This is a genomic window from Ornithinibacillus xuwenensis (genome assembly GCF_039614845.1).
In the GTDB taxonomy this organism is placed as follows: Bacteria; Bacillota; Bacilli; order Bacillales; family Amphibacillaceae; genus Ornithinibacillus; species Ornithinibacillus xuwenensis.
Map to the genome: position 1 here is coordinate 40385 of NZ_JBDIML010000006.1, position 15444 is coordinate 55828.

General features: G+C 35.3%; 14 protein-coding genes. 11 read left to right on the plus strand and 3 right to left on the minus strand.

Translation table 11 applies throughout. From position 1 onward, the window contains the following. Positions 1-2: 2 nt before the first annotated feature. On the plus strand, positions 3-332 hold the full coding sequence (locus tag ABC228_RS15395) for a hypothetical protein (RefSeq protein WP_345826054.1): 330 nt from the start codon (positions 3-5) through the stop codon (positions 330-332). Between the two features lie 80 nt (positions 333-412). Here ABC228_RS15395 and ABC228_RS15400 read toward each other — a convergent pair whose 3' ends face one another. Continuing rightward, complete coding sequence (locus ABC228_RS15400) at positions 413-871, minus strand: YndM family protein (RefSeq protein ID WP_345826055.1); 459 nt, start codon at positions 869-871, stop codon at positions 413-415. A gap of 147 nt (positions 872-1018) precedes the next feature. Between ABC228_RS15400 and ABC228_RS15405 the strand changes: the two genes are divergently transcribed. Next, the gene (locus ABC228_RS15405; protein ID WP_345826056.1) at positions 1019-1279 is read left to right on the plus strand and encodes a YciI family protein; all 261 of its coding nucleotides are present in this window, start codon (positions 1019-1021) and stop codon (positions 1277-1279) included. A gap of 64 nt (positions 1280-1343) precedes the next feature. Here the strand turns inward: ABC228_RS15405 and ABC228_RS15410 are convergent, their stop codons facing one another. Continuing rightward, positions 1344-1808 carry an SRPBCC family protein gene (locus ABC228_RS15410; RefSeq protein ID WP_345826057.1) on the minus strand — a complete coding sequence of 155 codons (465 nt, stop codon included), beginning with the start codon at positions 1806-1808 and terminating at the stop codon, positions 1344-1346. Positions 1809-2653: 845 nt separating this feature from the next. On the opposite strand from ABC228_RS15410, the gene asnB reads away from it, so the two are divergent. The 7 genes from asnB (at position 2654) to ABC228_RS15445 (ending at position 11185) form a co-directional block, all read left to right on the plus strand. Next, entirely contained in the window at positions 2654-4528 is a 1875-nt protein-coding gene (gene asnB, locus ABC228_RS15415) for an asparagine synthase (glutamine-hydrolyzing) (RefSeq protein ID WP_345826058.1), read from the plus strand. Between the two features lie 69 nt (positions 4529-4597). Further along, entirely contained in the window at positions 4598-5638 is a 1041-nt protein-coding gene (locus ABC228_RS15420) for a C39 family peptidase (RefSeq protein ID WP_345826059.1), read from the plus strand. A 241-nt stretch (positions 5639-5879) separates the two neighbouring features. Continuing rightward, positions 5880-6146 (plus strand): DUF4190 domain-containing protein, encoded by a 267-nt coding sequence (locus tag ABC228_RS15425; protein WP_345826060.1) that lies wholly within the window; start codon positions 5880-5882, stop codon positions 6144-6146. Positions 6147-6399: 253 nt separating this feature from the next. Continuing rightward, positions 6400-6900, plus strand: a complete 501-nt coding sequence (locus ABC228_RS15430; protein WP_345826061.1) for a hypothetical protein — start codon at positions 6400-6402, stop codon at positions 6898-6900. A 91-nt stretch (positions 6901-6991) separates the two neighbouring features. Then, positions 6992-7852 (plus strand): chemotaxis protein, encoded by an 861-nt coding sequence (locus ABC228_RS15435; RefSeq protein WP_345826062.1) that lies wholly within the window; start codon positions 6992-6994, stop codon positions 7850-7852. Positions 7853-8084: 232 nt separating this feature from the next. Next, positions 8085-9638 (plus strand): Na+/H+ antiporter NhaC family protein, encoded by a 1554-nt coding sequence (locus ABC228_RS15440; protein ID WP_345826063.1) that lies wholly within the window; start codon positions 8085-8087, stop codon positions 9636-9638. A gap of 203 nt (positions 9639-9841) precedes the next feature. Next, a complete protein-coding gene (locus ABC228_RS15445; RefSeq protein ID WP_345826064.1) occupies positions 9842-11185 on the plus strand; it encodes an FAD-binding oxidoreductase in 1344 nt (447 codons plus the stop codon). A 63-nt stretch (positions 11186-11248) separates the two neighbouring features. Here the strand turns inward: ABC228_RS15445 and ABC228_RS15450 are convergent, their stop codons facing one another. After that, positions 11249-13279: a LuxR C-terminal-related transcriptional regulator gene (locus ABC228_RS15450; RefSeq protein ID WP_345826065.1), complete on the minus strand. Its 2031-nt coding sequence runs from the start codon at positions 13277-13279 to the stop codon at positions 11249-11251. Positions 13280-13460: 181 nt separating this feature from the next. Here ABC228_RS15450 and ABC228_RS15455 point away from each other — a divergent pair, with 181 nt between their 5' ends. Beyond that, on the plus strand, positions 13461-13658 hold the full coding sequence (locus ABC228_RS15455) for an alpha/beta-type small acid-soluble spore protein (RefSeq protein WP_345826066.1): 198 nt from the start codon (positions 13461-13463) through the stop codon (positions 13656-13658). A 201-nt stretch (positions 13659-13859) separates the two neighbouring features. Then, positions 13860-15443 carry an ATP-binding protein gene (locus ABC228_RS15460; RefSeq protein ID WP_345826067.1) on the plus strand — a complete coding sequence of 528 codons (1584 nt, stop codon included), beginning with the start codon at positions 13860-13862 and terminating at the stop codon, positions 15441-15443. The last annotated feature ends 1 nt before the right edge of the window (position 15444 follow it).

Genomic DNA, 15444 nt, shown 5'->3' on the forward strand with positions numbered 1-15444 from the left:
TGTTGAAATTTATCATTCGGTCTGGAATTAGTCTGCTAACCGTAATGATTATGGCCGGAACTGGATCTGTATTTGCTCAAGTGGAGAATTTTGAGAGGATACCGACTAGCTTAGAGGAGCATAACTGGCAAGAGTATAGTGTCGATTATGACATTATTGAAGTTGGTTCACATGAATATAATTATTGGAAGAATTTTATGAAACGAACTCGAACCTGCCATATTTCTCATCGAATTAAGACGGTAGTATATTATTGTGATATTCATGATCATACAAAATCAGAGACAATACTGGATGAAATAATCCATAGTGAAAAGCATCGTGATGATTAATTTAAGTCAAATCTGCTAGCTAGCGGTGTAATGGAATGCTAGTAACATATGATGAAAACCCAAGAGTTAAGTCTCTTGGGCTATTTTTGTGGATCTCTTCTTGGATCTTTTTCCTCTATAAAACGCTGCCCCTCTGTTTCTTCTCCAAATTCGGTTTGGAAATGCTGCGAGGTAATTGTTTTAAAATGACGTTTGTCTTCCTCGCCTTTTTCTTTCATATAAGCGTGCAATAACGGTTCACACAGTGCGATGAAAAAGGCAGTAAATAAAGAGGTTGTAACGATTGGCATGTCTGTTTGAATGAATAGCGACCCTAACAGGGCAAGTGATAGGAAGGCTAGTCCAAAATCAGCGATTGTTGCGATGGTATTGCCTACACGGGGTAAAATAAGTAAATCCCCAATAAAGTAAGTAATAGCTGTTGTAAGAATACTAACCCAAAATAAATTCATTAAAGAAGCATTATAAAAAATGCCAAAGATTGAAAACACAATAATAATATTGACAATTAGTTTTATTCCAAGTGCCTTAAAATTCATGCGAGGTTAACGTCCCTTCTTGGATAGTTGCGAGGCATTTATATAGGTGCTTATTTAAATGCCAAGATTTCTATTAGTATTTGGCATTTTCTCGAAAAATATGATATCAATACTATAGGATTTTAAAATGAACTAGGGGGATTATAAATGAAATATTTCGCAGTATTTTTACCGATGAAGGATGAAGAAAAAAGTATTCAATATCGTTCAGAGCATCTTTCCTATTTACAAAAGCTACAGGATGAAGGGTATATTTTTGCTAAAGGACGTTTTGTAGATGGGGCAGGCGGATTAGTCATTTATCTAGCAGATAGCCTAGAGAAAGCAGAAGGTATGGTAAAACAGGATCCTTATGTTCAAACCGGTGCAAGAGGTTTTGAAATCCATGAATGGGAAATGAAGCAGTAATAAAACAAGCCAAAACAATGTCCTACATTGTCTTGGCTTTATCCTTGTTAGATTATCGATTCAGCTAATACCCTCTCGCCATTACTCGTTGGTTTTCTAACATCTGACTAGCAACCGCCTCAGTCAATCGTTTTGCTGTTTTGGGAATTAATGATTTTAATACAGGGTTAACCATTGGTCCCATAATACCTTTTGCTGTCACATCTAGATTACCTGTCATATTCGTTTGGTATTTGGTGATGCTTTTAGCCTCAAAATATCCATTACCGGTTACATTTTCACTGATTCCAGTCAACGTAAAATTAACGCGCGTTGGTTCTTTCCATTCAGTAATATCAATTCGCATGCTCACTGTTTTATGAATTTTACCTAAATCACCTTTAAATTTCCATGTTGATTGTCTTTCATTAACGATCTTATGTTCAATGTATCCGGGCACTAAAGGTGCCCAATTGTTCATGTCACTTACAAAATCCCATATTGTTTCTATCGGTAAATCCAATTCCGTAGAAAATGTACCTCCAGGCATCTAACATCCTCCTAAATTTCTGACTAAACGTGTAGTGGCTTTCTATTGATATTAGACAAGCTACTGAATTCGCAAAATTCACGTTAAAGCCTTGGTTCGTTACACATTAATTCATGTTAATCAGTATATTAGTCATTCGTAAATATATTCGATAAAACTTTGTGAATTTACTGTAACACTTAGCTTTCAAACGTGTCATAGTGGTGTTGTCGAATTTTGTTGAACGAAAATAAATAAATCTATTTCTTTATCATTTATCCCTTCAAAATATCAAAACACAATAAAATTTACTGCGATTTTTAATGTTTATCTTAATATTGCTGTCGAAAATAGGCGGAAAATCTAAAAATGGAAAGTAGTCTAATAAAAATTTCCATGTTATATATAGTAGCAAGGGTTTGGAAGGGAGGTAAAAGCGATGACTTTTTATGATTTTCATGAGATTAAGAGGAAATTGGAGCAACATGAAATGACAATTGTGCAATTAATGGGAATTATCGCTGCAACAAATCGACGATTATCAGAACTAAAAAGCTAATCCTAAGTTCTGAGGAAACTCTTTCTTTATTTCTTCTTTTATCCTCTTGTATCCACGCAAGACCCCTTCAAAGTCAAAGAGCAGTCTATCCTCAGACTGCTCTTGTTTTTTTTATGTAAGTGATTTCTTTTTCAATTACAAAGAAAAAGTGCCGAATCATAGCGAAAGTTGTCACGATTCTTCTTGAGATTGTTGAAGTTACTTGGTAAAATTAGTAGGTATGAATTTAAGGTGATAATGCCTAAACTACTAGTTTTGTTAACTTGTAGAATAACGGTATTAAAGCCACTTAAGAGGAGATAATGCTATGTGCGGTATTGTTGGATTTTCAACCAATACAATTGAAATAGATAAATCAAGTATTATACAAGATATGATGAATACAATTGGACACCGTGGACCTGATAGTGATGGCTATTTTGTCGATGGTAATGTTACGTTAGGTTTTAGACGATTACAAATTATTGATTTAACAACGGATGCAAGCCAGCCAATGTTTAATGAAGATGACTCGATTTCATTAATATTTAATGGTGAAATCTATAATTATCAATCATTAATGGATGAATTAAAAGAAAAAGGTCATGTATTTAAAAGTCAAAGTGACACTGAGGTTATTATCCATGGTTATGAAGAATATGGTGTAGATATTCTGCAGAAATTACGTGGAATGTTTGCCTTTGCTTTATGGGATAAAAAAACAGAGACCTTGTTAATTGCTCGTGACTTTTTTGGCATTAAACCACTTTATTATACACAAAATACTACGGATAACTCATTGTTATTCGGTTCTGAAATTAAATCATTTTTAAAGTTTCCAGGCTTTCAAAAAGAGTTGAACAAAAAAGCATTAAAACCTTATTTGACATTCCAATACTCTGCTCTTGATGAAACATTCTTTAAGGGTGTATACAAGCTACGTCCTGGTCATTATATGATTTTCAAAAATGGGGAAATGGATATTAAACCATATTGGGATGTTAACTTTGAAACAGAAGAAAACACTTTGGAATTTTATGTGGAAAAAATTAAAGAAACCATGCAAGAATCGGTGAATTACCACCGTATTAGTGATGTGAAAGTAGGTTCTTTCCTTTCAGGTGGAGTAGATTCAAGTTATATAACAGCCTTGCTTAAGCCAGATAAAACGTTCTCTGTTGGTTTTGAAGATTATGAAGGTATATTTAATGAAACCAATATTGCTGCGGATCTATCGAAGCAATTAGGCATTGAAAATCATAAGAAAATTATTAGTGCTGATGAGTTTTTTGATGTCATCCCAACGGTACAATACCATATGGATGAACCACAATCTAATCTTTCCTCTGTACCATTGTATTTCTTAGCAGAGCTTGCAAGCAAGCATGCAACTGTACTACTCTCTGGCGAAGGTGCGGATGAGATTTTCGGTGGATATGCATGGTACGAGACTTCAAAGAAAATGCGTGCTTATGAGAAGGTGCCATTTTTCTTACGTCGTGTCGTTTCTAATATCTTTAAGGCACTTCCAGAGAATCGCTTGACTAGCTTCTTTATAAAAGGTGGTCAGAAGGTTGAAGAAAAATTTATTGGACAAGCAAAGGTATTTGAAGAAAAAGATGCATTGAAGATTTTACGAGATGACTTTCAAGATGCCCCAACTCCAGTTGATATCGTTCGCGAATCATACAAAAAGGTTGCCGGCAAAGATAATGTTAGTAAAATGCAATATGTAGATATGAAGCATTGGTTACCAGGAGATATTCTACTAAAAGCAGATAAAATGAGTTCAGCACACTCCATTGAGCTTCGTGTACCGTTTTTAGATAAAGAAGTTATGGAAATGGCAGGGAAGATTCCTGCTCACCTAAAAGTAAATGATATCGATACGAAATATGTATTACGCAAAGCTGCAAATGAAGTGTTACCAGATGAATGGGCGAATCGTCCTAAAGTAGGATTTCCAGTTCCGTTCCGTGATTGGATTAAGCAAGCTAAATATTACAATCGTGTAAGAGAAGTATTCGAATCAGATATTGCTAAAGAATTTTTCCAAGTTGATGAACTTATCAAATTCTTAGATGAACATTATCATGGGCAAGAAAATCGCGCTCGTTATATCTGGACCGTTTATGTATTTTTAGTATGGTATAAGCGATTTTTTGTAGATGTGGATAATGCTGGTGAAGATAAGGCTGTGTGATGAATACGATCATTGTTTCAACTTGTTTGCTTTTGAATTACTGTAACCATAGTAGGGAGTGAACGGACAATGAAATTGATATTACGAAATTCATTCCTTCTATTTCTTTTATTTGCGACGGTCATTATTCTAACAACTCAGGGTGATAGAATATATGCGTTCATCTATGAGCTTTTTGATAAAGATGAGGGAAGACTTACGATAATAAGTGTCGATGCCCAAAATGGTTATCCAATTGTAAACAGTAAATTTCAACTAATTGATGTAGAATCAAATGAGGTAATGCAGGAAATTAGCACGGATAGCGATGGTCTTGTTGAATCGGATGCCTTACCATTAGATTCTAGCGTTAAAATCGTTCAAATTGATGTTGAAGAACCTTATCAATTAAATACAGAATCTCAAATTATTGAAATGAAATCGGAAAAAGAGACAATAAAAATCGAAAATGAGATTCATTCTTCCATCACTGCATTTAAGCGTACAGAAGATAAGCGGATTATCCCAATAGAGATGAATTTGCCGGTGGATGTTAACCTACAAAATCCGGAGCTTCCGAATGGGTGTGAGGTTACCGCACTAGCCTCTGTACTTCAGTACTATGGTTATGATGCTGATAAAAAGGTTTTAGCAACGAAATATCTTCCGAAGGTATCGTTTGAGGTAATCGATGGAAAGCTATACGGTGCTAATCCGAATGAGGCCTATGCGGGAGATCCTAGCAGTGAGAATCAAGGATTCTTCAGCTATGCGCCTCCTATAGCAGAGACAGTAAATCAGTATATGAAAGCAGTGAATGGAAATCATCAACCAGACGATATTAGTGGAAGTAATGCAGAAGAATTACTTGATTATATTAAGCAAGGAGTTCCTGTAATCGTTTGGATTACAATTGATTTAAAAGACCCGTTGTTAAATTATTCTTGGTATCTTAATGAAACAGATAAACGTATTGAAGTACCACGAAATTCTCACACCGTTGTCTTAACAGGATTTAGTGACAACGAAGTTTATGTGATGGATCCATTAAAAGGAAACGTCACTTATCCGAAAGAAACGTTCTTTGATATCTATAAGAAAGCGGGAAGTCACGCGTTGCTTATTCGATGATAAATATATCATAATAGGAAACCTAAACGAAGGTTTCCTATTTTTTATATAGCTTGAGGGCCTTCATCAATGAACTTCAGGTTCAATAACTCAAGGTAATATCAACCACGTTTGGTTAATTATGGTAAATTATTTAAATTTTTTTACTAAACACGCAATAATCAAGTAAAATGTATTTACGAAGCAATATGATATATTATATAATCCTAATGTACTATGACAAAAGAAGGAGGGAATTGCTTTGGAAACAAATCATAATGTACCTATTCAAGATCAAGCAAACGGATTAGCAGTAACATCAATGGTTCTAGGAATTGTTGGTTTAGTATTAGTACTTGTACCATTCTTACCATATCCACTTGGAATTCTAGCTATTATTTTTGGTCTTATTTCTATGAAGAGTCCTTTTAAAAAAGGATTTGCTGTAACTGGATTGATTACTGGTATTGTTACTATCTTATTAAAAGTTTTATTCTGGATTGGTTTTGCTTCTTTATTTGGAATCTAATTTATTACGTAACCATAAAATCTTCCCTATTTATTGATGGGAAGATTTTTTTTGTTCCAATTCAGTTATATTTTGTCTACATACAGCGTAACTGTAAAAGTAACCGTCATTTTAGTAGTATTAGTTAACTATTTATAAGATGGTTTGATATTAAAAGTTTTCATATACTCCTTAAACAGAGTAATGTCTAATAATTCTTCTCTTAAACGAATATTATTATAGTATTCCAATTATACAGAGAAGAGGGATACTTATGAAACGTAATCATAACAAGAAGCTATTATTTAGTATATTCGCGATAATCCTTGTTTTATGTCTGGTCCTATACTTCGTTTATTTTTATATAATAAACTCTCCCTCCAATCAGGCTGAGGAAGCAGTAGAGGCATTCTATACATATGAACAAGACGGTGCATTCTCAGAGTCCTGGGAAATGTTTCACCCACTAATGAAGGAGCGCTTTGAAAAAGGACATTACCTACAAGACAGGGTACATGTGTTTTTTAATCATTTCGATGTTAACACCTTTACATTTACAATAGAAGATTCGGAGTTAATCCGAAATTGGCAAATAGAAGAGGATGCAGAACCCCTTGAGGAAGTATATCGAGTTCCTGTGTCACAATATTTTGAAGGGAAATATGGAAACTTTCAAATCATACAAAATGTTTACGTGACGAATCTAGATGGAGAATGGAAAGTACTCTGGGACTATAAAAAGTCAGAGACTTCTACGGAAAGTGAAGAAAATTAGGTAATCTTCACCTTACCATATCTAAGAATATTTCGTATGATGATTAAAAATAGTTTGTCTACTTTCGATTTTATTTTGAGGAAGGAGGAAAATGATGAGTCAAAAGGTTGCCATATTGATTCTTCATGGTGCTGGAACTCCTGAAAGGAATTTTGCTGAAAAATTAATTGAGAAAATTAAAGCAGGATTTAACAGAAAGCTTCCTCGGAAAAAAGCAGAGCTAGAGCTAGTCTTTGAGCCAGTTTATTGGTCGGCTATTTTTGCTCCAGAGCAGACAAAATTATGGGAGCAGCTTCGGGAATATCGTGAGTTAGATTTCGGGAGGTTAAGAAGATTTGTGTTAGAGTTTTTAGCGGATGCTGTTGCCTATCAACCTACCAGGCTTAAAGATCAAAACTATGATAAAGTACATGCCCTCATTGCCAAATCAATTCAGAAGCTCCGTGAAAAAGCAGGAAATGATGCGCCACTTTGTGTCATTAGTCACAGTCTTGGAACCATTATTGCTAGTAATTATTTTTATGATTTACAGTTTAAGTATCATAATATTGGTCCCGAAACAAAATGGTGTACAAGTAACAATCCACTAGAACAATGCCAGACATTGACCTTATTTTATACAATGGGAAGTCCAATGGCATTGTGGTCTCTGCGTTATATTGATTTTGGTTCTCCTATCTCTGTACCTTCTCCAAGAATAAAAGAATACTATCCCAATTTACATGGTGAATGGTTAAACTTCTATGATAAGGATGATATTCTTGCATTTCCCTTAAAGGGTATTAATGACGCATATGATGATGCTGTTACGAAGGATATTGAAGTAAATGCAGGTGGATTATTCACAAGCTGGAACCCACTATCTCATTTGAAATATGACACGGATAAGCAAGTCATTAAACCAATTGTAAATGGGTTAGTACGTACGTGGAATATTGTTAATAATCGATGACTTTATAAAATGTCCTTTCAAATAAGAAGGGACATTTTTAAATTTTGATTGACAAAAGATAGAGACATATTAAAATATAGATATAAATACAATACTGAATATTCTATCTATTTTGACTTTGATTAACTAGGATTTCACAAAAAGTCTTGCTCAATGACATAGGAAGGAGGGTGTTAGGGGGATTGGCTTCGTTCAAGTAAATAAAAGAAACCTTTGAGAGAGGAGTAACGTAATGGAATTTGGAATTTTGTCCCTTTTGCCACCTGTTCTTGCAATTGTACTCGCGCTCGTAACGAGAAACGTTATCCCTGCTTTATTCGCAGGAGTATGGTTAGGCGCAACGATGGTGCACGATTGGAATCCATTAATGGGTATTTATTCTAGCTTTAGTGAGTTCATATTGCCAAACTTAGGTGATGAATGGAGTGCAACGGTCTTATTATATTGCGGATTATTTGGTGTTTTAGTTGCATTTTTACAGAAAACAGGCGGTGCACAGGCGATTGCACATTCTATTTCAAGACGAGTAAAATCTGATCGAGGTGCACAGGGCTCAACGATGTTATTTGGGATTATTATATTTTTTGAAGATTACTTTAACGCCTTAACTGTCGGAAGTGTAATGCGATCGGTAACAGATAAAATGCGTGTATCACGAGAGAAACTTGCTTATATTGTAGATTCAACCTCTGCACCACTATGCTTATTAGCACCCGTATCAACATGGGTTGTTTTTGTGATGGGACTGATAGGGGCGCAATTTGTAGAGCTTGGGATATCACGTTCCGAGTATGTGACGTATTTAGCAACCATACCTTTTAATTTTTATTCCATCCTAGCATTATTACTAGTAGCAATCGTTATCTTTAAACGATGGGATTTTGGCCCAATGGCAAAAGCGGAGTATCGTGCGAGAACTACTGGAAAGGTATTACGTGATGGAGCAGAACCTCCGTCAGATGATTCCATGCTAGAGGTAGAAATGGTAGAAGGCCAAGAATTGAAAAAACGCAATTTAATTGTACCTATTGTAGTACTTCTTGTCATGATACCACCATTGTTTTTATGGACAGGTGGATTTCCAGAGAATGATTTTGTAACAGCAATTGGAGAATCTAATGGCGGACTATCAATATTAATTGCAGCATTTTCTGCTATAATTGTTGCGATGTTCATGGGAATGCAGCAGAAGTTATTCAAATTCAAAGAAGCAATGCAATTAATTGTAACCGGTTTCAAGAGTATGATGCTTGTCTATATTATTCTAACACTTGCTTGGTCTATCGGAAGTGTAACGTCTGAGTTAGGCACAGCGGATTATATTGTTGGATTAGCAGAGCAAACGACAACTCCTGCTATAATACCAGTATTGCTATTTTTAGTGGCATGTGTCGTAGCATATACCACAGGAACCTCATATGGTACGTTCGCCATTATGATTCCGATTGCCATGCCGCTTGCAGATTCCATGGATATTTCCATGCTACTTGCAATTGCCGCGGTATTAAGTGGCGGAATTTTTGGTGATCATTGTTCACCAATATCCGATACAACGATTCTATCCTCAGCAGGAAGTGCAAGTGATCACATTGACCATGTGAATACACAGATGCCATTTGCCATTACCGCTGGTATAAGTGGTATTGTATCGTTCCTAGTAGCAGGATTTACAGGTTCAGCACTGCTATCCTTAGCGGTTGGAATAGTGGTACTGGTACTTCTTGCTTATATACTCCATAAGAAGTGGGGGAAAGAATACGCAGCTGAATACAAACTCTCAGCATAATACCAAAAAAGGGGGCGGTTTTTGTCCCCTTTTGTCATGTACTATTATAAAAGTACTAACTATATACCTGCGTATACGTTACATTTGACTTAGACTGTGCTAAGCTAATCCTAGAGCTAGAAAAGCTGGTAATAGACTTCTAGTATATTGATCAACTTCGGTTTCCACCTTTTTAGTTATTCTAAAATAATGGAGGAATTTTCATGGGTCATAAAGTAAAAATGCGAAAAAGTGGCCGGAAAATTGAATGTAACGATCCGCAGTATCATTACAAACGAAAGGTTTGGAATTCACATGTTGACCGATACCCTTCCATCATTTTTGAGTGTAAAACAGAAGCTGATGTGATGGAAGCGGTTAAACATGCAAAAGAAAAAGGCTTAAAAATTTCAGTGCGAAGCGGCGGTTTTCATCCTGCTGGATTAGCTGTTCAGGATAACGCTGTACTAATTGATCTATCGAATATGAATGATATTCAGGTAGATGAGGTTAGTAAAGTTGCAACCATTGATGCTGGGGCTAAGATTTCTGAAATTGATCAAATTACCCAAGAATATGGTTTAGCAATTCCATTAGGAATGGTTTCAACGATGGGGGTTTCTGGACTAGCTCTTGGAGGTGGATTAGGTTATTTACGTGGAATGTATGGCCTAACTAGTGACAATATCGTCGGGGTAAACATTGTAACAGCAGCAGGAGATTTACAATATGTAAATCGATTTAATCATGCTGAGTTATTCTGGGCAATTCGAGGGGCAGGAACTAATTTTGGTGTTGTAACAAAATTTGAGTTTCAGCTACATCCGGTTGGTAAAACGATACTTGCACTTGATGTGATTTATGATTACAAGGATATTTATCCTATCCTAAAAAAAGCCGATCAATATAGAAGAACAGCAATTGATGAACTTTCTTTTCATTTCATCATATCCAATGGCATTACAGCTGGATCCAGTATACCGAAAAAGGGGATACGGTTAATTGGCATGTATGCAGGGGATCTAAACGTGCAAGTGGAAGAAGAAGTCATTCGGCCATTACAGGAACTGGCTAAACCAGTACTAGACAATACAGAAGTAATGTCTTATGTGGATGTACAAAAGAAATTTGATTCCTTTGTTCGGGAAGGATTAGGGATTGAAGGGATATCATTATTCTTTCAAGAATTAAGTGAAGAAGCTCTGAGTATTTTACATAAAGAGTTTGAGAAAGCAAGAATTCCAATAACAATACACTTATTAGAGCTTCACGGACAGGTAAATCGTATTTCGAAATATGATAGTGCTTTCACCATACGCGATGCTGGCTATTTACTTATTATCGAAGCGGAAATACGAAGTCATCCTCATCAAACCAAGCAGTGGATTAATAGGATTTATAAGAAGTTACTTCCCTTCTCATATAATCAAGCATCGTATTTAAATAGTGCCAACAACAATGATGAAGTTGTTCAAAATTCATATAAAAATATCTATAGTCGTCTAGTTGCCTTAAAAAAAGACTATGATCCGGAAAATCTATTCTGTTCTACTAATAATTTACTATAAAAGTGAAAAGGTAGGCTGTCCATTGAAGTGTTAGCTACACTTTAATTTTCAGCTTACCTTTTGCTATATAATCTCCATAATTCGATTCATCAATTGACTACGATTCTTTACGTTAGCCTTTTTATATATTCGACTTAAAGCCTTTTTAACTGTTATCTCGGCAAGATATAACTCATTTGCGATTTCCGTTATTCGTTTATTCTCTAGTAATAATGCCATAATTTCTTGCTCTCTATTAGTTAAGGAAAATTCCTCTATTAATAATTCCAATTCCTTTTCCTGTGAAAATCCATTAAGAAATTGTTTGAGGTATGGGATTAGTTTTGTTCCACTAATATCCAGCACATATGTAGGAGTTGATTCATGCTTACAATAATCATAATGATCTGCTCCGGGGACCTTTTGAAATCCAAATTTATGTAGGAGATCCTGAAAGAGATCCAGTGGTGTTGACGTAACAACTTTCCCGCCATGAAATAATAATGGAAATAAGCTATATAATACGTAAGAGCGGATATAGCTGTCAGAGGGATCCTTATACTCCAAATAACGAATAAAGTGCCCAGCTGTTTTATCACTTGGAACATGAAAATATGCTTTTTCTTTTTCTGTTAAGTTCTTAAAGTAAGATCGAGAAACAGGTTCGTTTTCTAATAAACTTATGGTGGATTGGTTAATAGGGACAATAATGGAAATTGCTAATGTTTCACCTTCATTGTTTTTAAGTAACCTTGTACCATCATACCCGATTTTTTGGACGTATTCCGGTCCAATCATTTCAAGTTCACGTTGGTTATGCTCTAGAGGGGCATAGAAATGAAAGGAAGTATTGGTGGTACGATGATAAAAATCAGCCTTGCTTTTTGTAAGATTTGCCTTTACATAACCAAAAAACGCTTCAACCTCATGAAAGTTATATGGACCAACCGGCTCTAAATACAACGAAGTTTCTTTAATTGAATTTTGAAAAAAGATGGATTGAATTAAGTCATCTCCAATATGGTAGAAAAACGATTCAATATCCTCTTTTTTCTGATTTTTGATTATACGGTGATAATAGAACTGAATGATTTTGTTCGTTACCATTTCAAATCGTTCCGGGTTTCTTGCTTTTAATTCTACTTGAATGGCATCACGAATTAGCTCATGAAAACTCCAGCCCTTTCTAGTTTTCTGAATAAAGGATAGGGCAATAAGATCATGAAAGAATTGATTTGATATTTCATGATTTAAAATCTCTGCTATACAATTTTGATCAAACTCATGGAATAATGCTGCAATTTCTATAATGCTATACAATTGTTCGTTTTTTACTTCGTTTAACCATCTTTTTGTTAAATTCGTTAGTATCTCAGATGTGTTTTTTAGGAAGGGTAATTCTTGATTGCTTGCAAATGTACTCATGGTTGCAAGAGATAGGGTTAGTGGATGTCCCTTTGTAAATTGCCAAACCCTCTTTGCTTCTCTTGGATTTGAAATGCCATTTTTCGATAAGTAGCTTAATGTCTGGTCATAGCTAAATGGTTTGAGTTCAATTTGCTTGGTAACCTTTCGCCAAGCAGGTGATTCAATCCATTCACCTGTAAGCGGCTTTCTACTAGCTAATATGATATAGCAATTCGAAGATAATTTACGTAAAAATGCATTTCGAAACCATCTGTCTAACTCATCCATTTGCTCATATGTATCAATTGCTATCACGACCCTCCCTGTTAAATTCTTTACGAATTCAAGGCAGTCTTGTACGGATACAGAGGGCATATTACTTTCAGAGGGTTCGAAGGTTGAAATGAGACAGGAATGAAAATATTCAATAAACGCTTGTGGTGTGTTTGAAAAATCCTGACTGTCTAAATAAATATAAGGTAGATTATAATTTGCAGTAACCCTAGAAAACTCCTGTAATAGAAATGTTTTTCCAATACCACCATTCCCATAAAAATGAATGATATTATATTCCGAATTATTTAGTTGGGTGTATTCATGAAAGAACTTCAATTCATCTTGTCTACCAATGAAATATGATTTTTCTACTTCTTGGATTACTTCGTTTATTGCTCTATTTTCTTTTGAAGCACCTTCACTTTCGGTCAATTACGTTCCTCCTTTTATGGATAAAAGATAGAAAAGTCTTACAATTAAAAATATATAGTAGGACTTTCGTAGTGTCAAGACATATGTGAAGTGTGTCTGGTTGAATAGAAAACAGATATACTCATAACCTAAAATAGAACAGAGAAATCTGTTCCATGAAACCCTCAGAGGAGTGATCAGTTTGGCAAGAAACAATAATAAATTGTTAGTGCCAGGTGCAAGAAACGCAATTGATCAGATGAAAGAAGAAATTGCAAACGAACTTGGTGTTCAACCAGGAGCGGACACAACTGCACGTGAGAACGGATCTGTGGGTGGCGAGATGGTCAAAAGAATGATCCAAATCGCTGAACAAAGTATGCAAAACGGAAATCGTTAGCATACGAAGAAAAGGCTCCTAAAGGGGCCTTTTCTTTATATATTAGAACCAGCCATTAGTCAAAAACTTCTAAAATATTTCTAGGCTCCCTATATTATAGAAGTAATGGTATGTATAGAAAGAGGTATAATAAATCCCCATTTCTATTATAAAAATAGTATGATAAATTTAAAATATGCGATAAAACAGGGAGGATACTCGTTGACTAAGATATCATTGAAAACAAAAATACTAGTACTGATAGTTGGGCTAATTATATTAATAACGATTTCCTTAACTGCTATTTTCGCGTTCTATGAGTCAAAGGATATCGAGAAACAGATTGGTGATCAGGCTTTAAATGCAGCAACTACGATATCTGTCATGCCGACTGTCATAAGGGCGTTTGAAACGGAGAATCCTTCATCAATTCTTCAGCCAATTGCTGAAGATATTCGGGAATTTATTGGTGCAGAATTTATTGTTATAGGTAATGCTGAAAGTATTCGCTATGCACATCCAGATGTTGAAAAAATTGGCTATAAAATGGTTGGTGGGGACAATGATAAGGCGTTAATTGATGGAGAATTCTATACATCGAGGGCGATAGGGAGTCTTGGACCTTCATTAAGAGGAAAAGCACCGATTTTTAATACAAATGGGGATATTATTGGAATAGTTTCAGTAGGATATATGGTCGATGATATTCAATCCATTATCTTTGATAAGCTAATTAAGATAAGTGGCTCAGCAATCATTGTAATTATATTAGGTATATTTGGTGGTGTCATGCTTGCGAGAAATATTCGGAAGGATACCTTTGGACTTGAGCCTTATCAAATCGCTGCATTATACCATGATCGTAATGCCATTCTGTCGTCTATAAAAGAAGGTATTATCGCAATTGATCCACAAGGAAGAATTACCATGATGAATGAACCTGCTAGGAAAATGCTCGGACTAGAGAATACGAGTGAAAATCAAAGAATTGAAGAAGTATTTCCGAATACGAAAATGTATGATGTATTGAAGTCTGGTAAACCAATGAAAGATGATGAGATGAAGTTACATAATCGAATGGTTATCGTGAATCGCACGTTTATACGGAATGAAGCAGATGAAATTGTTGGTGTGGTAGCTAGCTTTAGAGATAAGACCGAAATTAATGAAATGATAACCACATTGTCTGAGGTTCGAAAGTATTCTGAGGATTTGCGTGCTCAAACACATGAGTACACGAATAAGCTATATGTTTTATCAGGTTTACTTCAGCTAGGGCATTATAAGGAAGCGATTGAGTTAATTCAAATTGAGTCAAAATCTGCTTCTACTCAGAATAAGATATTACTAGAGCAAATAAAGGATCGAACCGTTCAAGCAATTCTATTAGGGAAGATAGGAAAAGCGTCTGAGAAAAAAATAGACTTTCAAATTGATCCAAATAGTTATCTCGAGGAGCTGCCTAAGCATATTGACATAGCGAAATTGATTACGATAATAGGGAATCTGATTGATAATGCAATTGAATCTGTAGAAGCCTCAGAAGTAAAGGAAGTTATCTTTTTTGGTACAGATTTAGGAGAAGATATTGTCTTTGAGATTGCAGATACAGGTGATGGGATATTGGATGAGGATATTAAGAATATCTTTGAACTAGGCTACTCGACGAAGAGTGGTAGCGAACGTGGTTATGGTCTAGCGATTGTTAAGGATACAATAGCAGATCTTGAAGGTCAGATTGAAGTTCATAATCAACCAAGTGGTGGGGCTGTATTTTCTGTGTTTATACCAAAGCTAATACGTTAGG